Source organism: Microbacterium sp. (genome assembly GCF_043427715.1).
Taxonomy (GTDB): Bacteria; Actinomycetota; Actinomycetes; order Actinomycetales; family Microbacteriaceae; genus Microbacterium.
The window spans coordinates 19,899-39,724 of sequence record NZ_JBHWTD010000040.1; the positions used below are offsets into that span (position 1 = coordinate 19,899).

The following is a 19,826-nucleotide window of genomic DNA, read 5'->3' on the forward strand; positions in this document are numbered from 1 at the left end:
CCGCCGATCGGCGTTCTTACGACGCCTCCGGGCGGACAGCCCCTTCGTCCTCACTGGCGATTTCCTCAGCATTGGATCCCCCTGTGCCCCCCGCCGAAATATTACCGGCGGGCGGACGCGCGTCCTCTGCGGTCGGCGGTCATCGTGTGACCCCAGCGGTTGCCGCACCGGAGCGAACGAACACGGGATTCTTCGTGACACTGATCTTCACCACACCGCGCTTCGGCTTTACCGTCCGAGTCGTCCCGTCGAAGTTCACAACGACGACCGGCCTCGAGGTGCGGATTGTGGCAGTCTTCTTGCCCTTGGGCGCCCAAACCACGCGAACGGAGTTCTTCGTCGTTCCGAACGCGTGAGAGACCACACCCGCACCGACCCTCTCGGCAGCTCGATACTTTCGACCACCGAGCTGCGTCGTCATCAGAGCCTGCGCGAACGCGGCCGGCTTGGGCGCAACGGCCGCCACTCCTGACGTCGGGTGCTCGTAGAGTCCGAAGTTGTCGAAGTGCTCACGCCGATCGGTGCCGTCGTTGATCAGGTTGTACCAGTAGAAGCGAGAGGCGCCGCCGGCGTATGCAGACACCGTGCTGCGCATCAGGATCGAGGCCTGCTCTGTCGTCGTGCGATTCCCGATTGCCGCCGATGTCCCGAGCTCGGTGATCCACACCGGGCGGGTCGACTTGCCGTACTTCTTCATGCTGGCCCGCGACTGTCGGACGAGCGTCCGAATCTCTTCGGGCTTGCCGGTCTTCTCGTACGGGTGGAAGCTGACGGCGTTCGCAAACTTCAGCGCGCCCCGCTGCCACAGGCTCTTGAACCAGGAGGCCGGATACTTCGCCGTTCCACCCACGACTACCGGGAGCTTCGGATCGACGGTCGCAAGCATCTTGTCCACACGCTTCGCGAGCGGAACGTAGCAGGCGGCGCTCCGGCAGTTCGATTCATTGTGGGTCCAGTTGAACTCGTTGTAGACCTCGATGCCGGCAAGGTCATATCGCTTCGCCATAGCCGCGGCGTAGTTGCCGTACGCCCGATAACCCGTCGCGTTCCGAGGCGCACCGGCGTTCGCTTTGCCGTACGCCGGATTTCCATACCCCGCGATGGCGAGAACTCCGACGCCCTGCGCGTTCAGCCGCTGGAAGTCCTCGTCGTAGAGGCTCCAGTCATAGACACCTTTCGCCTTCTCCACTCGGTTCCACCGCACATCGCTGCGGGCGTGCGAGATGCCGAGCGCACGGGTGTAACGAGCCGCGTCGTCGTACAGGTCATTTTCGACGTGAAGCCCGACGCCAGCGCGCGGATCCTTCGCGATCCACGGAGTGGGGCTGTCCACAATGGCGATCGTCGTCTTGGTCAGCTTTCCATCACCACCGCGCACCCGGAGGGTGTAGAGCCCCTGTTTCACGCCCACCAGGGGGATGGACGACAATGCCGCGGCTCGCTTGATGACTCCGCTCTTGACCTTCTTGCCACTGCGGGTAACGCTCCAGCGCACGGGCTTACCGACAGGCATCGCCACAGCGACAGCGGCCGCCGGCGTGGTCATGACGAGGGAGGAGCTGACGATGCCGCGTTTCGCCACCACGGATTCGAAAGACGGGTTGGGGATCACGTTCACCCCCTTGGTCGGTCCTGATCGCGCGACGAGTCGCACCGCGTCGATCGACAGACCTCTCACGGCCCGGCTCACCCGGATGCCGACATCCATCGTCGTCTGCTTCGGCCCCGTCGTGACGATGCCGGTAACTTGCTTCCATCGCGCGTTCAGCTTCGGAACCCGGATGGGAGTGCGATCGAGCGCGAAGCGCATGGCGACCGACTTTGTCGTCTTGGATTGAAGCCGAACGTAAGCGGAGAAGGAGTACGTGGTCCCCGGCTGCACCTCCACCTCGGTGGAGGCCGCCGTCGTGGTCTTGGCGATCACGGGCGCATCGATTCCGAGCGCGACGGAACCGGACTTGACGCTCCCCACCTCGGGCGCGACCTCGCCGATCTCCGAAGGACCGGCCAGGGTCCACCCGTCGATCGTCGCCACCGCTTTCGCAGTGCGCGGCAAACCCACGCTTTTCGACGCGGCCGCCGTGACACCTGCAGAAATACCCGGCGCGACCTTTGCGGCCGCCGCTTGTGAGCTACCCGCCATCAGACTGACAGCGAGGACAGCCGACAAGGACAGCGCTACGGCCTGTCGGTGCCGTCGTCCACTCACCGTGGTGATTCCGCGCGCGAACTCCATCGAGTATCTCCTCTGCTCAAAGAGGCAGACTGACGCGCCCCCCAGCGAACTCCCGGCGACCGCGACAATGCTCGATGCACCGGACCCATGGAGCGTACCAAACGAATTCCGGGAGGCTGCACGCCCCGCTCAGCCGCACGTGTCGGAGAGGGAGACCTCCGTCGCTCGAATCATCGGAGTCGTCCACACGTCGAGGTCGCCGAAATCCCCGTCGCCCCGGAACGTCGTCGTGACGGTAGCGGAACCCTCCGGCACCAACCGCATCTGGAACGGTGACACCTGGCGCCCGAGGTCGACGTGGCCTTGGCGGAACGGGGACGCGTCGCCGCTGGTTTCGGTGCTCACAACCTCCATCCCGGGGGGCGCATACATGAACACTTGCGTCCCGAAGACCTCACCTTTCATGCGGCGACTTTGAACGTATCGCGGCAGCGCGTCAGCCTCCGCCTGAGTGATGTCCAGCGTGAGGGTCGCCGTCGCTGTCAACTCGGCAACACCGTTCGCGCAGGTCAGCGTGGCATCCACCGCGGTGTCGAGGTAGTAGTCGATCTTCGAAGCCGAAACGTTCCTGAAGTAGACCCCCGCAACGGTTGAGGATGAATTGTCGGAGGGAAGGACCCCAGACAGTCGACCGGATGCCTCAACTACCCGCTGCGCTTCGGGTTCTCTCAGCCACGCCATGACGCTCCCAGACTCGATGCTCTCCGATACCGCCCACACCATGTCCTTGATGTCGAAGTCCCCGGACGCGATCCGCCCGAAGACGGCGTCGGCCACCCCGGCGAAGAACTTGTCCGACTTCAGATCGGGGTCGGTATACGGGTCCCACCACCTGTAGACATCACTGAGCAGGATCTTGACGGCGTTCGACTCATCCAGCCTGACCCCGTCCACCTCGATAGGACCGGTGGCCAGGAGCACCCGCTCCAGAGCTACAGGGTCGACGGAGATCACCCCGTCGATGCGGGTGTCGTCGATGTCCCGGTTCCAGAAGGCTTCGATCATCCGGGCGACCCCCGGCCAGTCCGGCTGGGACGGTGCGAGGTTGATGTAGCTTCCGTAACGGTCCCCGTAGAGAGCCTTTGCGGAAGTGGGAATCTCGAGATCGACGAATTGTCCTTCTACGAAGGAACCGGAGTTCGCCTGCGCCGAGATCTCCAGCGCCCCGTTGTCGGCCGTGATCAGCGTCTGCGACGCGGAGCTGCCGCCGAGCGGAAGCGCCTCGGCGTTGTTCTGGAAGACCAGGAGGTAGTTTCGCTCTCCCTCGCCTCCCAGCAGCTGTGGGAGCACGTCGAACACCGGCTCCGCGAGCTCCATCACTTCCGAAACCTGGCCGACCCCAGACTTCACGGGGCCGATGAGGCTGGGCGACGCGGAAATCGCTCGCACGTCACCGGACAGTTCTGAGATGCGCGGAGCCGCGCTCTCCAGCGCCGCCAACGCACGTGCCAAGAGACCGCTCTCTCCGCCCCCGGAGTCCGACAGGACGGGAACGGCCACGTCGTTCGCCATGACGTCGAGGGTCTCTGCCGCCAGCCGAACGCCCCGGAAATTGTCGCCGACCGCCGGGAGGAATTCCGCCGCCATCCAGATCGGGTCTGCCGTCGCCCCGGATGCAGTCGCTGCGTGGTCTGCGAGCTCTTGCACAGCGTCCCGGGTCTCGCCGCCGCCCTGCAATGAGCGCACCGCCTCCTGCGCCGCCTCAAGCGACTCCTTCGCGACGAAGACCTTGACGACCAACCAGACAGCCATCACGAGAAGCAGAGCGAGAACGGCGAGCAGAACTCTGCGGACGAGCTTCCGCTTCTCCTGCGATGGCTGAGAGTCGGAAAGTCTCTCCTCGGATGAAGCAGCTGCTGCCGCCTCCCGAGCAGACCGGCGGGTCTCGTGGGGCATGACGTCGATCTTACGTCGCGGGGGCAGAGGGCCGAGCATCAGTCAATCAGCGGCGCCCGACGGTCATTCCCGCTCTGTCGTCGCGACGAAGAGAGGCCTCGAGTCAACAGAGATCTCGACGCGCCCGTCCACCGGATCGATGGTCTCCGTCATGCCGTTCATGTCCACGACGGTCACGGGGTCGTCGCTGGAGACCTCGACCACTGCAGGGTCACCCTGCGACCACATAACGCTCAGCGCGCTTTCGTCGCCCCCGAAACGATGTCGGATGACGCTTGTGCCGAGCACCTCGGTTCGGGTGAAGTCACGACCCGCCAGCTGAGAGACCATGACCGCTTGCGCGTAGCCCACCGGCTTCGGCTGCAGGGCCGGAACGCCCGTCCTCCGCTGGAAGTACATCCCGAAATTGCCTTCGTGGACTGTCCGGTCCGGGTCATCGTTGATGAGGTCGTACCAGAAGAATCGCTCTGCGCCAGAAGCGAGCGCCGTGACGGACGTCCGGACGAGGTAATCGGCTTGCTGCGAAAGCGTCTTCCCGCCGGTCTTCGACGACGTGCCGAGTTCTGTGATCCAAATCGGGCGCGTGTCACCGCCGTTCTCCCGCATACTGCGATTCGCCTCTGTCATGATCTCGGCGAGGGAATCGGGATCTCCCGATACCTCGTAGGGATGGAAGCTGGTCACATCGGCGTACTCGAGTCCGCCGGCCTGCCACAGGCCGTCGAACCAGTCAGCGTCATACCGAGCCGTCGATCCAGCGACGATAGGCAAGTCGGGGTCGACCGCGCCAACCTCGTCGTGAACCGCCCGAAGGAGGGGCACATAGCACGCGGGGTCTGTGCCGCAGAGGGTGTCGTTGAATCGCTCCTGGTTGAACTCGTTGAACACCTCGAGCCCGATGAGATCGAAGCGTTCGGCGATCGCTGCGGCGTACCGCCCATATGCCGCGATCGCCTCTGGCGTTTCGGGTGCCTTCCCGCTTCCGTACAGCTTGTTGCCGTAATTGACGATGCCGAGGAGATGGATGCCGCGAGCGTGAAGCCGGTCGAAGTTCTCGGAGTAATGATCAGCCCAGTCGTAGCGACCTCGTGTTGTCTCATTCCATCGCCAGAGAATGTCATTGCGCGCGAGACCAATGCCGAGAGAGGCCGCGAGGTCTGCCGAATCGTTGTAGAGGTCGCCTTCGACGTGAAGGCCGACGCCGAATCGCTGGTCTGCGGGGATCGTCTGCCCGTCGAAGTCGACAACGCCCAACAACGCTGCCGTCTCCGCGCCGTTGGCATCCGCGACCGTGACCCGGTAGTACCCAGCGCCAAGCCCTGTGAGCGGCAGGATATCCACCTCGCCGGCGAGCGTCGCCGATCCGGTCGCAATCGGATTCCCCGCAAGGTCCTCTGCGCGCCACGCCGTGTCGCCCGCACCGCGGACCGCGAGCGCGGGGCGATCAACGCTCAGGATGAGGGATCGGTTGACGATGACGCCCCGGCCCGGCGCCGACTCGAAGGATGGGTTCGAGACGAGATTCTCGCCGCCGGCTTCACTGAGGGACACTGCATCGACGGACAAGGAATCGACGGGAGCATCGACGACGAGCCGAACGGCCGTCGAGTCCGCGTCGGCCGGAACCTCGACTGTGGCGGATACTTCGGCCCAGTTGGCATCCAGCTCGGGGAGAGCAACGCGCGTGCCGGCAATGTCGAAAGAGGCAGAGACGGTCTCGGTACGCGCTGACGCAGAGCGAACCTGCGCGGAGAACTCGTAGACCACACCCGCCGCCAGCGTGACCTCTGTCGACAGCGCCACCGTCGGCGTGTCGACGACGGGCGCCTCGACGTATGCCGACACCGTGCCGTCCGCGGCGTCGCCGACTTGCGGCGTGACCCGAGCGATGACGGTCGTCGGGGCCGCATCCCACCCGTCGAGTTCCGCGTGGATTGGAACCGAGTCCGGGAGCGCCGCCGGCTCAGGAGTCAACGAAGGCGAAGGCGACGGCGAAGGCGAAGGTGGGGCTGCCGCTGACCCGTCATCCCCGCCGGCCGTGACCACCCATGCGCCCACCGCTACAGCGACCGCCACGATCAGGGCTCCGCCGCCAACGTGCAGCGCTCGACGTCTATCGTTCATCGCAATATCCCCCGGATCGAGTCTGACCATCCTCACAGATCGATCGAGCCATGACGAACTGGGCGGCCCGCAGCCCCGGATACACTCACATCGATGATTGCTGCGCCACGGGTGTCCATCGTGATACCGGTCTTCAACGACGAATCGACGATCGAGGCCGCGGTTGAGAGTTGCCTCTCGCAAACGCTCGATGCGATCGAAGTGATCTGCGTCGACGATGCATCCACGGACGGCACCGTGGCTGCCATCGAGCGGATCGCAGCCACCGATCAACGCGTGAAGCTCATCCGCCACGACGTCAACATGTCTGCGTTTCAGTCACGTCGGACGGGAATTCTCGCCGCTCGCGCCCCGCATGTCCTCTTCCTTGACGGAGATGACGAGCTCCGCACGCATGCCGCAGCTACCGCCGTCGCTGCGGCCGACGCCGCTGGAGTCGACATCCTCGGGTTCGCGGTGACTGTCGTTGAGCCTGACGGTCGCACCGGCGGCGCGTACGAGTCGCGGCTTCGCCCACGCCATCAACGTCTCTCAGGCGTCGACGTCGTTCGAGGCCTCTTCCCGATCGGCAGGCCAGCTCAGGGACAGCTGTGGCGACATCTGTACCGGACAGAGGTCTTGCGACGTGCCGTGGCATGCCTGCCCGGCGAACTTGTCCTCCCCCGGGTGAATGACCTTCCATTACTGTTCGTTGTGTCGTGCATTGCGACGTCGTACGCGTCCATCGACTCGAAGCTCTACCGTTACCACTTCGGCCGCGGCGGCAGTGGTCACGTTGTCGACAGCCTGACGCGCGCACAGTTCTACACGTCCGCGATCACGGCGATCGACAGCATCAGCCCGGCCGTCCAGAAGATCGCGGCTGGGCATGCGCATCCCGCCGCGGTGAGCGCCGCATACGAGTCAGCTCGAGCGTCCATCATCGGCTATGTCGCGTCGCAACTGATCGAGCACAGCACGAGCGCGGTGCTCGGTGCGGCACTCGAACACCTCCGTTCTGTCGCCAACGAGTCGGACATCATCCGAGCGATCACCAGGTTCTACCCGCAGCTCCTCTCCTCCTTGCGACTCCACAGCCCGCGTTTGCAGGACGGGAGTCGCAGCGTTCGCACCATCGCGCTCGTCACTGGCACGCTGCGAACAGGCGGCGTATCGGCGGTCATCGCAGCCCAGACTCGCTTTCTGAGCGAAGCTGGATATCGAGTCGTCGTGATTGCCCGCACACCCGGTGGTGATGCCTCTCCACTCCCGCCCGGGACCACATTTCTCGAGCTTCGAGACCGCGAGCTCAGCGGGAAGCTGCAAGAGTGGCAGCGGATCTGCGGATCCAACGACATCGACCTCGTCATCGACCATCAGATTCTCTACACGTCGGACTGGCCGCAGTTCGCTCTCGTCGCCCGTGGAGAAGGCGCGGCGACGATCGGGTGGCTCCATAACTCCGTCGCTCGGCCGATCCTCGTCGGCAACGACAGATTGTCGCTCATCGAGCGTTGCTCAAGCCTGCTCTCGAAACTGGTCACGCTCTCAAGGCTCGACGCCGCGTATTTCTCTCTCCGCGGGATCGACCACGCCGTATGGCTCCCCAACCCGCCGTCACCATTGATGCTTTCAGCCCCGGCGCCGCGTACACCAAAGCCCTTCTCGCCGGATCGAATCGAACTCGTGTGGTGGGGAAGGCTCGAGCAGCGGACGAAGCAGGTCTACGACCTCATCAGCGTTGGCGCCGCGTTGGATCGACTGTCCGTCGAGTACCACCTCACCGTCATCGGACCGGACTGGGATGACGTCACGGCAGCGAAGTTCAATGCGCGCGCACGCCAGTATGGGGTCGCTGAGCGCGTTGTCGCGATCGGACCACGACGCGGGCAAGCGCTGATCGACGCCATCGACGCCGCCCACCTCTTTGTCTCAACAAGCGTCATCGAGGGATACCAACTCACGATCGCCGAGGCACAGTCTCGCGGCCTTCCGGTCGTGATGTACGAGCTGCCCTGGCTGGACCTTGTGCAGGACAACGAGGGCATCATCGCGGTACCACAAGGCGATGCCGACGCAATCGCCGCTGAGATTGCAACGCTCGCCTCGAATCCGTCACGGTACACCGAACTCTCGAATGCGTCCCTCGCGGCTTCCGAACGCGTACTGAGGCGGGACCTTCCCGGCTTGTACCGCGATCTGGTCGAGGACACCCTCCCGGTGTCGTTCACCCCGAAGGCGACGATCAACGACGCTGGGGCTCTCCTCGGCTTGATCGTCTCCTTCGCCGAACGCGCTCAGACAGGTTCTCGCTCTCGTCGCCCGCCGTCCGCCCGGGTCGGCAGGGTATGGCGGTCACTCGCGCCCCTCGGGCGAGCCGTGGCGAAGCGCCTCCCGGGGTTGCGACCGCTTATCCACCGAGCCAAGAAGGCCCTCGGCCTCACCTGAGTATGCGGGCACGATCCCACCGCCACCAGGTGGTCAGGAGGTCGGTGCGATCGGATCGATCGGCAGGGTGATGTCGATCGTCGGGGTAGGTTCGGGATCCTCGACTTCCGGAGCCTCCGTGGGCGAAGGCGTCGGGTCTGCGGGAGGTGTCGGCGAGGTGGTCGGCTCACTCGGTGCCGGTGTCGGTGCCGGTGCCGGTGTCGGTGACGACGCCGGAACTGACGGGGCGGGGCTGGGGATGGACTCGTCCGGGCTCGGCGCCTCGCTCGCCCGTGAGGATGGAGGTGCGTCGACCGAAGGGGCTTGAGCCGCCAGATCACGAGAGACTTGAAGCGTGTCGCTCACACGATCGCCGCCAGGCATCTCCGCGGTAAGCGTGTAGGTCCAGGTCTGCTCGGAACAGGGGTACGCAACGACGAAGGAATCCGTCGCTACAGGGACCTCGGCATACAGGGGCTGCTCGATCGCGTCGACTTCGACTGCCGCTCCGCCGAGGGCGACCACACTCGCACCCACCACCGTCCAGGAAAGCTCGACGGCCTCCTCGCCGGATTCTGATGTGCATGACGCCACCGGCTGGGCGGACGCGAACTCGGCGACAACATCCGACGCGGGATCGCCTGCCACATTCGACACCGGGACTTCGTCTCCTCCCGGCGCCGTGTCCTCTCCCAAGGATTGACTCACTGGCGCTCCTGCGGGTGAGGCTGGAATCGCGGTGAGGAAGGCGATCGCCGCCCCGGCCGCGGCGGCGATGAGGATCACCGCACCCGTGATCGCGAGCGCGATGATGCGGCGTCGATGCTGCCGCTGAACCGACCGACGATAGTCGTCCCGTCGAAGCGCGGCTCGCGACAGGACTCGTGGGCTCACGACGTCGACCGTCGCAGTCGCTAGGAACTCTTCAAGCAGGGAGGGCGCGTCATTGTTTGACCGCCCGGAAGTGGCGACCGGCGAACCCTCCGCCCCTCCCGCGATCACGGGGCGCGACTCGCTGGCGGTGGGCTTGCCCGCGGGAAGTTTCTGCGACGGCTTGGCGGCGACCGCTGCGCCGACTGCGCCACCACCCGGCTGTTTGGTCCAGCGCACGTAGTCGGCGATGACTTCCTTGGCATCGCCGTCCGCGCGCAACTCCCCCTTGTGGATCCAGAGGACTCGATCGCACGTGTCTCGAAGCGAGCCGGCCGAATGACTAACGATCATCACGAGGCCAGCGTTCTCGCGTAGCTCGCGGATGCGTTGCTCGCTCTTCAGCTTGAAACGCCGATCTCCGACGGCGAGCGCCTCGTCGATCAAGAGAATCGAGTGCGCTCTCGCAGACGCGATCGCAAACCTCAGGCGAGCTCCCATGCCCGATGAATATGTGCGCATCGGGTGATAGAGGAACTCGTTCAGCTCCGCGAAATCTGCGATCGAACCGACTTGCGCGGCCGCCTCCTCAGGCGAGAATCCCATAGCGAGGAGGCCGAGCTTGATGTTGTTCTCACCTGAGAGCTCGGGCACGAGCGCAGCGTTGACGCCGAGCAGCACCGGGCGGTCCGCGGCCCAGATCGCACCCTCCGAAGTTGGGATCAATCCGCTCATGGCGCGGAACAGGGTCGACTTTCCCGACCCGTTATGGCCAACGACGCCGATCGTTTCGCCCTCGGATGCCGTGAACGTGACGCCGCGAACGGCAGGGACAGTCACCTGACCGCGCCCGCCGCGCAGCGCACGCGCGCTGAGCAACGTATCGCGAGAGGACATGCGCTTGCCCGACGCGAACACTCGGTACGAGACATGCGCGTTATCGGCGATGATCATCGGGCGCGCATCTGAGCCGCGCTGTTCAGCGCTCGGGAGGAGCAGGTCAGTCGCTGAGGCCATACTTCGCCTCCGCTTTCCAGAAGTAGACAACGCCGAATGCGAACATGGACAGGGCCCAGACGGGAGCCGCGACAACGGCCAGCAAGGGCGCCGGGTGCCCGACCATCATCGCGTCGCGAACGAGCGCGATGAAGTCGTAGGTGGGAATGAGGTGCGCGATGGTCAGCAGCACCGGGTTGTCCGCGAAGATCACATCGACCTGGAAGAAGATGCTGCTCGCATAGAAGAGGATGCGCGTCACGGTGGGAATGAATTGCTGCACGTCTCGAGCCCACACCGACAGACGAGCGACGATGAGCGCGACCCCGAAGTTGAAGAGCGCCATCATCGCGAGAATCGGAACGACGAGAAGCCACGACCAGGTGATCGGCACACCGAACACGAGGAGGAGCACTCCGAGCAAGAGGATGATCGGGATCAACCGGAGTGTCTGTTCGATGACCACCGCGAGCGGCAGAAGGATTCGTGGAAAGCCGAAGCTCTGGACGAGCTTCGCGTTGCCGGTGATCGCTCGCGCGCCGTTCCCGAAGCATCCCGTGAAGAATTCGAAGACGAAGACGCCAACGATCAGGTACGGGACCCAGTCGTCAGGTCGTGCCGCTCCAGAGATGATGACGCCGAAGATCGCGCCGTAGATCGTGGCGGTAAACAGTGGCTTGAGGACGATCCAAAGCACGCCAAGCCGGTTCTGGAGCAACGATCCGATGAGCCGGTGGCTCGCGAGCGTGGCTGCGAACCGGCGGCGGCGCCACGCCTCGGCGAGATACTCCCCGAGAGGCGGTCGTCGTCCGACGAGGAGAAGTCCCTCTGCGGGCGCTTCAAGGCGTGATGCCATGCCGGATGTCACCACCTCTCGTTGATCCGACCGACGGCGCGACTCGTGGCGCACACTCGCGTGATGATACCCGCCCCATCTGGCAACGCCCCGACCGTGTCACGTGCGGCATCCGATCAGGCGACTGCGTCCATCGCGGCGCGAATCGTCCTCGTCAGGTGAGCGACGTCCGCGCGCGCTGCAGAGATCGACGGGCCCAAGCTGTCCAAATGTTCCGAGAACCGGTCTGTGAACTCTGCGAGTTCCTCGTACCTGCCCACGAGGCCCCCAAGCCCCGCCGCAGTGAGGAGACGACCGATCTTCTGCGGGTCGCTTCCAGAACCGATGGGAAACGCCCCTTCTGTGGCCCCGATGATGAGTCCGTGAGCACGGTCGCTGACGACGGCGAGAGACCTGCTGTAGATCGAGCGTGCAACAACGTCCAGGTCGTCGTGTCGCATACTCGCCGGCACGATGTACTCGCCACCGACTGCCTCGGCGAGCCGAACGGCGCGGGGCGCGTCCCGCGCGACCTGCGCGAGCGTCACGATCTTCGTGCCCGTGGTCGCCGAGAGTCGTTTGAGGTCGGCCAGCCATGCATCACCTGGCCATGGACGGTCGAATCTCATCGTCACGGCCAGCAGGTTACGGGCAGAACGCGGAGTCCACTCGTCGACGGGGGCCCCGAGAGAATATGCCCAGTCGGGGGCGAACTCCCCGAACCCTGCGGCGTCGCGCGAGCCTTGATCGCGCCAGGAGAATACCGACGCGCTCCGAAATGCCGCGTCGAACGTCACCTGCCCGAGCTTGCCGACATCTTTCACACCGATACCTGAGACGATCAGGGCCCCACCGGAGCGCAACACTCGAGCGCACTCTGCGGCACGTCGCGGCACCGGGAATATCCCCGGGCGCGGGTTGATCTCGCCAGCGTTGAAAGCGTGCACGGGGCGAACCGAGGCCTTCTCAGCATTCACCCACTCCGCGCGGTGCACGTAGTAGGTGATGTCCGGCGCTTTCGGGAATCCGGCTCCGTAGTCCGTCGTCGGTGTGCCGATGAAGACGTGCAGGTGGCGTCCCGAACCTCGAAGCGCGTCGAGGTACGCGATCCGAAGCGCGGAGTCTCCGAGGTTGTCGTCCTGGCCCGCGAGGTGCGCGAAGACGTTCTGCGTCGCTTTCGTGTTCACTGAGCGGCAGTCTATTCTTTGTCGCGTGTTGTTTGCGCCCAAGCCCCGCCAGCTGGGCGCGCGTCGATCGCGTCGAAGCCAGGCCGCAACGACCTCACCCGCCGCGGCGAACACGCGCGTGCTCGTCTCAGGCAGGCCTCCGGCACACGGGGTCGCGCACGTCGACCAATTGATCGGCGACGACGCAGGCGGCGGTGCCCCTCTGGGCGCATCCTTCGATTTTCAAACGGTGATCCGCGACCCGCGCGACGTGGACGTCGTGCACCTCATCTCCCCGGATGCCGTCATCGGGGGACCGCGAACAGCGGCAGCTGAGCGTCTGCGGCGGGCGACGGCGTTCGCCGTGCACGTGCAGCGCCGACGCATCGCGCTCGTCCAGACACTCGTCGGCCAGGGTGTTCGATCACCCGCTGAGCAGGTGCTGGACCGCGTGACGACCGCGTTCATCGCGCGGGACGGCCACCAATCCACACCGGATGCCAGCAGGACGCGCGTCATTCCCCACAGCCACCTGCGGGATCGCTTCCTCGGTTATCCGCGCGCCCGGGCCATCGCGGGCCGTGCCGTCATGGTCGCTCCCGCGACGTTGGATGCCGCCTACGAGGCGCCCGTCAAGGTGTTCGCTGCGGCCGACATCCCCGGGTCCTCGCTCCGGATCGTCGGCCGGGCGCCCGCACCGCTCGCGGCGTCGTTCGCTCGCAGCGCGGGGCGCTCCGGCGAGCGCGTGGTCATCCGTGACGAGAGCCTCTCGGACGCCGAGCGTGTGGCCGAGATCACCGCGAGCGAGTTCGTCGTCATCGCGGCGCCCGAGACGCTCGAGTCGCACGCAACGCTGCTCTTGGCGGTGTCGCTCGGTCGTCCTGTGCTCGTCGAGGAGACTCCGGCGACCGCCGCTCTGGCTGCCGAGATCGGGGCGGAGTGGGTGCGGACGCACCCCGGCCGCCTCACCATCGCCCGCTTGGAGGACGCCGTCGCCTCGCTGAACGGCGCCATCCCCACTCATGACCCGCGCCTCGACGACCGCGCACCCAATGTGGTCGCCTCGATGTACCGTGACCTCTACCGGGATGCCGTCAACTCGGTGATCCGATGATTTCGCGACCAACGACTCTGGACCGCTGATGCAGCCTGCCCCCCTCGTCTCCGTCGTCATTCCCGCCACGGACGCCGTCCTGGCGGAGGCGACGCTGAGGTCGTGCACCGATCAGACGCTCCGCGAGCTGGAAATCCTGTGGGTGGTGGATGCTGCCGAGGTCGACGCCGGCAGCACCATCCGCGCGCGGGACGCCGACCCGCGCGTGCGAGTCGTGACGTCATCGACGGGCTCCGCGACGCACTCCGCGCATGCGCGGGGACTCCGCGAGGCCAGTGCCCCCATGGCGCTCCTGGCCCGCGCGGGCGACATACTCCCGGCCGACGCCCTGCGAGCCGCTTCCGATGCCGGCCGCACGGCCGGTGCCGACCTCGTCGTGATCCTCGACGAGTCGGCAGCGCGAGAACTCCCTGCCGTCATGGTCGACGAGGACATCATGCGCCACGTCTTCCCCGAGAGCGACCCCCTCCCGCCGGCCGGGACGCTGTTCCTGCTTCGCACCGTGCTCCTTCGGAAAGCGTGTGCCGACGCGGCCGTCGCGGCGCAGGTCGACGTTGTTCCCGCTGCGGTTTTCCTCGCGGCGGCGCACGCGACACGAGCGACGCGGATCCTCATCCCCGGCCTGGCTGCAACGCCCACCGTGAACGAACGCCGTGACTTCCGCACGCGAGCAGGATCCAGACTGGATGCCCTCGACGCCTTCACAGGCGTCGGCCACCTCGTCCGCCAGCGCGCTCGGGATGTACCGAACCCCGAACCTCTGCTCGAGGGGTTCGAGGCGATGCGACTCGCCCTCATCGCCGAGGCGATCCGCCTACTCCTGCTGGACGGCGATGCGACAGAGGCGCTCCGCCTCATCGAAGGCCGAGCAACGGCACTGGACCTGGTGCTCGCCGCGTCCGAGTTCGCTCGGGAGTTCCTACCGGCGCTCGCGCAGCACGGGACCCGGGTGGAGTTGGACCGATCCCCGTCACGCAGCATCCTGCTCACGACGAACGTCCTGACCACCGGCGGCGTGTCGGGCGTCCTTCTGACGCAGGCGAGATTCCTGGCGGATGCCGGTCACCGAGTCACCATCGCGACACACCGTGCCGGCAGCGACCCGGCGGCGGCGCCCGCCGGCGTGACCGTCGAGCACATCACGGCGACAACACCTCGGGACAGGCTGATTCAGTGGGCGGGGATCTGCGAGCGCCACGCCGTCGACACGGTCATCGACCACCGCATCCTGTACTCGCGCGATTGGCCGGCGTACGCATTGACAGCGCGCGCGCTCGGAGCCGCCACGATCGGCTGGATCCACAATTTCGCCGGCCGCCCGACGTATAACGGCAACGACCTCCACACTCTGCTGCAACAGCACCTCGGCGCGCTGACGCAGCTCATCGTGCTCTCGCCGCTTGACGTCGCCTTCTGGAAGCTCCGTGGGATCGACCACGTGGCTTACCTCCCCAATCCCCCGTCGCCCATGCTGCTCGACACGCCGGACGACGCCGCCGCACGGACGCGGCCGCGCGGACCCGTGCAGCTGATCTGGTGGGGAAGACTCGAGGAGCACACGAAGAAGGTGAGCGAGCTCATCGAGGTCGCTGCCCACCTCAAGGCGCTCGGCACGGATTTCCGCCTGCGCATCGTCGGGCCGGATTGGACCGACATGTCCCGCGACCGACTCAACGCGCTCGCCGACGAGCGCGGCCTTTCCGGACTCGTCGAGGCTGTCGGTCCCCGCCGCGGTGACGACCTCCTCGCAGCCATCGATGCCGCGGACGTCTTCGTCAACACGAGCATCATCGAGGGGTACCCACTGACGCTGCCGGAGGCGCAGTCCAGGGGTCTCCCGATCGCCATGTACGACCTGCCATGGCTCTCTCTGCTTGACGACAACGCCGGCGTCGTCACGGTTCCCCAGGGGGATGCTCGGGGCCTTGCCGTCGCGATCACCGACCTCGCCGCCGACGGCGAGCGATACGAGGCGATGTCGGATGCCGCGCTCGCCGCAGCCCGGCGCGCGGCATCCGCAGACTTCGGCGATCTCTACGCGAAGCTGCTGACCGGATCGCTCCCCGCGGAACTATCGCCGGCGCCCACCCTCGACGACGCGCGTCAGGTCCTGGACCTGCTCCTCTTCTTCGCAGAGAACCGCGCGCCGCGTCAGACGCCCGCTACCGCCACGACGCGACGGCGACCGCCTGCGTCGGTGCGAGGGCGCCTGGAGCGGAGACTCACCCCCACGGCTCACCGACTGCTGTCGCTTGCGCCGTGGCTGCGACCCGTGGCGCAGCGCACGAAGCGTGCGCTCCTGCGGTGAGCCGCACCTCCATTGCTCCGAAAGGGCGCACCGCCGAATGAACGCGACACCTCTCGTCTCGATCGTCATCCCCGCTTTCAACGATGCAGAGCGCATCGCGAACGCCCTCTCGAGCTGCATCGCCCAGACGCTCGGTGAGATCGAGATCATCGTCGTCGACGACGCCTCGACAGACGACACGGCGCGCATCGTGCAGGAGCACGTCCGGGACGACCCCCGGATCTCCCTCCTGCGTCAGCCGACCAACGCTTCGGCACTGCAGGCGCGACGCGCAGGGGTCATGGCCGCGCGTGCGGACTACGTCCTCTTTCTCGATGGAGACGACGAGCTGGCTCCCGGAGCGGCCGCGACGGCGCTCGAGCATGCAAGGTCGCAGAACACCGATCTGCTGCAGTTCGGCGTCGATGTCGTCCGGCTCGACGGCTCGACGGGGGGACGATTCGAGTCCCGCCTGCAGCCGCGCCAGACGTGGCTCGAGGGAGACGAGGTCCTCCGGGGCCTCTTCCCCATCGGTGAGGCGGCGCAGGGGCAGTTGTGGCGCTACCTCTTCCGGACAGGCCTCCTGCGGGAGGTGTATCAGCGGGTCCCCGAGGATCTGGCCCTCCCCCGCGTCAACGACCTTCCGATCATGTTCCTCGCTGCGGCCTCGGCGAAGCGCTTCGCGTCGATCCCCGACCGCCTGTACCGCTATCACTTCGGCCAGGGCAGCAGCGGCCACAAGCTGCGCACGCTCGAGCAGATCACGTTCTATGCGAGTGGCATCGCGTCGATCGACTCGATCGGGTCCACCGTCGCGGATCTCGCGGTCGACGGCGAGGGCTGCGATGCGGTCGAGGCCGCGTACCGATCGGTCAGGGAATTCATCGTCGGGTACACCACGTCGTATGTGGCTCAGCACACCCCGGACGATCTCGTCGAGCAGGCCTTCAGCCACCTGAGGACGCTTGCGCCATTCCCTGACATCGTGCGGGCGGTCTCGCGTCACTTTCCGTCGAGTCTGGACCTCCTTGCCGCGCGGACCGGACGCGTCGACCTCGGATCACGCACGGTCCGCAGCGTCCTCCTCACCACGAGCGCGCTCCGGACGGGCGGGGTGTCGGGTGTGCTCCTCGCGCAGGCCCGAATTCTGTCTACAGCCGGGTATCGAGTGACCATCGTCGCCCACGAGCCTGCGGCGGAGGGCGTCGATCTCCCGGCCGCGGAGTACATCGAACTCTCTCCAGGCGGTCTTGCCGATCAGCTTGCGGAGTTCGTCGACGTCTGCCGGACGCGTGACGTCGACGTGGTGATCGACCACACCATCCTCTACTCGAGGACATGGCCGATCTACGCGCTCGCGGCACGCGCCGAAGGCATCGCCACAATCGGTTGGGCGCACAACTTCGCACTCCGGCCGGTGCTGCTGGGCTTGAAGCGCTTGGCCTTCCAGGCGCGCCACGTCCCCGCACTGGCGATCTTCGTCGTGCTGTCCCGACTCGATGTCGCCTTCTGGAAGCTTCAGGGGATGCCGCGCACCGTCTTCCTCCCGAACCCGCCCTCGGACATCTTCGTGGCGCAAGCTCGCCGGTCCTCGCCTCGGACCGCTCCGCGCGGGCGCCGCGCGGAGCTGATCTGGTGGGGACGCCTCGAGGAGAGGACCAAGCGACCGTCCGAGCTGATCGCGGTTGCGAGCGAACTGGCCGGAAGGGGCGTCGACTTCCGCCTCCGGATCGTCGGCCCGGACTGGAACGACCTTTCAGGCAGCGACCTGGAGACACGTGTCGCGCGCGCAGGACTCGAGTCTCAGGTGGAGATCACGGGCTTGCTCACCGGCGGGGATTTGCAGGCAGCCATCGATTCCGCTGACGTCTTCGTGAACACGAGCGTCATCGAAGGACATCCGCTCACGCTGCCCGAAGCCCAATCCCACGGCCTCCCTGTCGCCATGTACGAACTGCCCTGGCTCGAGCTCCTCGACGGAAACGAGGGCGTCGTCACCACTCCACAACGGGATGCCGCTGCCCTGGCGGCAGCGATCGTGACGCTGGTCTCCGATCCGCACCGCTACGAAGAGCTCTCCTCAGGATCGCTTGCGGCAGCTGAGCGTGTGCGATCACAGGATCTCACCCCTTACTACCGAGGACTCTTCGCCGGTGAGCTGCATCATGACCACTCGCCAGATCCGACGACGGCTGACGCGCAGCAGCTCATCGACCTCGCGATCGAATTCGCTGAAGACTTCACGCAAGCGCCGTCTAATGCCACTTGCAGCCTGCCTACCGCAACGGTCACAGCTGCCGACCAGAGCACGAGCGGCGAGTCGGGCATCACGTCGCTGGCGGAAGTACTCCGGCCGACCGCGAACCGGCTCCTAGAGCGAGTCCCGGCACTCCGACCGCTTGCTCAGACGCTCAAGCATCGTCTGTTCCAGCGATGAGCTCAGACCTCTGCGCGACATCTCGGCACCGTCAATGTGAGGTGGAAAACCCAACGGGACTCAAGCCGACGGCACTGATGTCATGAAGCGCTCGACGGTCTGGCAGATGATGACATCCGGCCGCTGTTCGCTGATCACCTCATCCAACATCTCAGCACTCGGAGCCTGACCCGGTTTCCCGGACGGTACTTGTGTGTTGATCATGCCGCGATTTCTGCGGCGGTGTAAAGGGCTTCGTAGTCTGCGGGGCTGAGGTCGCCGAGCGAGGTGTGCCGGCGGCGGGGGTTATAGAACCCTTCGATTCACTCGAACATGGCCGACGCGAGCTGCGTCCTGGAGTCCCAGCTCGTGCGGTCCAGGAGCTCGCGTTGCATCGTCGACCAGAAGCTCTCGATGAGCGCGTTATCGACGCTGGAGGCGACTCTGCCCATCGATCCGAGCAGACCGGCCTGGCGGAGCCGGTGCCCGAAGAGCCACGAGGTGTATGGCGCTCCGCGGTCCGCGTGAACGACCGTGCCGGGCTCGGGACGGCGTCGCCAGCGCGCCATCTCGAGCGCGTTGACGACGATCTCCGCGGTGATGCGATCGGAAATCGACCAGCCGACGATGCGGCGTGAGTACGCGTCGATGACGGCGGCGCAGGAGACTCATCCGTCTCTCGCGCGGTGCTGCGTGATGTCGCAGAACCAGAGCCGATTCGGCGCGTCGGCGCGGAACTGCCGCTTCACGAGGTCCTTGTGCGTCGCCGTGTCCGGCTTCCACCCGCGTCGCTTCCGACGGTGCGAGACCCCGACCAGACCGTCCAGTCGCATCAACCGGGCGACGCGTTAATGGCCGACGTGAACGCCGAGACCGAGGCGCAGCTCGGCGAGCACGCGCGGAGCACCATAGGTCTCGCGGGAGTCGGCGTGGATGCGTCGGATCGTCGTCCTCAACGCCGCATCCGCGACCGCTCGCGGCGATGGTGGCCGGCTCACCCACTCGTAGTAGCCCGAGGTCGAGACGTTCAGGAACCGGCAGGCCACCGCGACGGGATCCCGTCAGCGGCGAGCTCCTGGATCAGCCGGAACCCTGTTTTGGGCGCACGTTCTCCCGGGCGAAGTATGCGCTGGCGCGCTTGAGTATCTCGATCTCCATCTCCAGCGCCCGGTTGCGGCGGCGCAGCTCGACGAGCTCCTTGTGCTCGTCTGTCGTGACACCGGCCTTGCGACCGGAGTCGACCGCGTCGCGGTTCATCCAGTTCCGCAGGCAGGACTCGCTGATCCCGAGATCAAGGGCGGTTTGGCCGACAGGATTGCCCTGGGCAACCAAATCCAGAGCTCGACGCCGGAACTCCGGCGGGTGGGCAGCAGGCATCTCACAGACTCCTTCCGAGACGGTCATCGCCTCAACTCAGGTGTCCGGGAAACGGGGTCAGGCTCCCCTTGAGCGAGGAGCAGCGCCGCGGCAGGAACGGTGC

Annotated in this window: 13 protein-coding genes; 4 read left to right on the forward strand and 9 right to left on the reverse strand. The window is 66.1% G+C overall.

Translation table 11 applies throughout. The annotated features are described in order from the left end of the window. Positions 1–139: 139 nt before the first annotated feature. The 3 genes from ACHFGS_RS03935 to ACHFGS_RS03945 form a co-directional block, all read right to left on the reverse strand. On the reverse strand, positions 140–2,236 hold the full coding sequence (locus ACHFGS_RS03935) for a hypothetical protein (protein ID WP_394289161.1): 2,097 nt from the start codon (positions 2,234–2,236) through the stop codon (positions 140–142). Between the two features lie 129 nt (positions 2,237–2,365). Further along, positions 2,366–4,132 (reverse strand): DUF4012 domain-containing protein, encoded by a 1,767-nt coding sequence (locus tag ACHFGS_RS03940; protein ID WP_394278994.1) that lies wholly within the window; start codon positions 4,130–4,132, stop codon positions 2,366–2,368. A 63-nt stretch (positions 4,133–4,195) separates the two neighbouring features. Beyond that, positions 4,196–6,106, reverse strand: coding sequence for a hypothetical protein (locus tag ACHFGS_RS03945; protein ID WP_394289162.1), 1,911 nt, complete (start codon positions 6,104–6,106; stop codon positions 4,196–4,198). A gap of 243 nt (positions 6,107–6,349) precedes the next feature. Here ACHFGS_RS03945 and ACHFGS_RS03950 point away from each other — a divergent pair, with 243 nt between their 5' ends. Then, positions 6,350–8,683, forward strand: coding sequence for a glycosyltransferase (locus ACHFGS_RS03950; RefSeq protein ID WP_394289163.1), 2,334 nt, complete (start codon positions 6,350–6,352; stop codon positions 8,681–8,683). A gap of 33 nt (positions 8,684–8,716) precedes the next feature. On the opposite strand, the gene ACHFGS_RS03955 is transcribed toward ACHFGS_RS03950, so the two are convergent. The 3 genes from ACHFGS_RS03955 to ACHFGS_RS03965 all read right to left on the reverse strand — a co-directional run bounded on the left by ACHFGS_RS03955 (position 8,717) and on the right by ACHFGS_RS03965 (position 12,550). Beyond that, complete coding sequence (locus ACHFGS_RS03955; RefSeq protein WP_394278996.1) at positions 8,717–10,486, reverse strand: ATP-binding cassette domain-containing protein; 1,770 nt, start codon at positions 10,484–10,486, stop codon at positions 8,717–8,719. A 46-nt stretch (positions 10,487–10,532) separates the two neighbouring features. After that, positions 10,533–11,384, reverse strand: a complete 852-nt coding sequence (locus ACHFGS_RS03960; RefSeq protein ID WP_394278997.1) for an ABC transporter permease — start codon at positions 11,382–11,384, stop codon at positions 10,533–10,535. A 116-nt stretch (positions 11,385–11,500) separates the two neighbouring features. Next, positions 11,501–12,550 carry a polysaccharide pyruvyl transferase family protein gene (locus ACHFGS_RS03965; RefSeq protein ID WP_394278998.1) on the reverse strand — a complete coding sequence of 350 codons (1,050 nt, stop codon included), beginning with the start codon at positions 12,548–12,550 and terminating at the stop codon, positions 11,501–11,503. A gap of 229 nt (positions 12,551–12,779) precedes the next feature. On the opposite strand from ACHFGS_RS03965, the gene ACHFGS_RS03970 reads away from it, so the two are divergent. From ACHFGS_RS03970 to ACHFGS_RS03980, 3 genes are read left to right on the forward strand one after another with little or no spacing between them, the layout of a single operon-like run. Further along, positions 12,780–13,643: a hypothetical protein gene (locus ACHFGS_RS03970; protein WP_394278999.1), complete on the forward strand. Its 864-nt coding sequence runs from the start codon at positions 12,780–12,782 to the stop codon at positions 13,641–13,643. Positions 13,644–13,671: 28 nt separating this feature from the next. Then, positions 13,672–15,951: a glycosyltransferase gene (locus ACHFGS_RS03975; protein ID WP_394279000.1), complete on the forward strand. Its 2,280-nt coding sequence runs from the start codon at positions 13,672–13,674 to the stop codon at positions 15,949–15,951. Between the two features lie 37 nt (positions 15,952–15,988). Then, entirely contained in the window at positions 15,989–18,367 is a 2,379-nt protein-coding gene (locus ACHFGS_RS03980) for a glycosyltransferase (RefSeq protein WP_394279001.1), read from the forward strand. Between the two features lie 302 nt (positions 18,368–18,669). Here ACHFGS_RS03980 and ACHFGS_RS03985 read toward each other — a convergent pair whose 3' ends face one another. From ACHFGS_RS03985 to ACHFGS_RS03995, 3 genes are all read right to left on the reverse strand, one after another. After that, a complete protein-coding gene (locus ACHFGS_RS03985) occupies positions 18,670–18,996 on the reverse strand; it encodes a transposase (RefSeq protein WP_394279009.1) in 327 nt (108 codons plus the stop codon). 198 nt (positions 18,997–19,194) lie between these two features. Beyond that, positions 19,195–19,392, reverse strand: coding sequence for an IS3 family transposase (locus ACHFGS_RS03990; protein ID WP_394279002.1), 198 nt, complete (start codon positions 19,390–19,392; stop codon positions 19,195–19,197). Positions 19,393–19,426: 34 nt separating this feature from the next. Further along, positions 19,427–19,723 (reverse strand): transposase, encoded by a 297-nt coding sequence (locus ACHFGS_RS03995; protein WP_394279003.1) that lies wholly within the window; start codon positions 19,721–19,723, stop codon positions 19,427–19,429. Positions 19,724–19,826 lie beyond the last annotated feature (103 nt).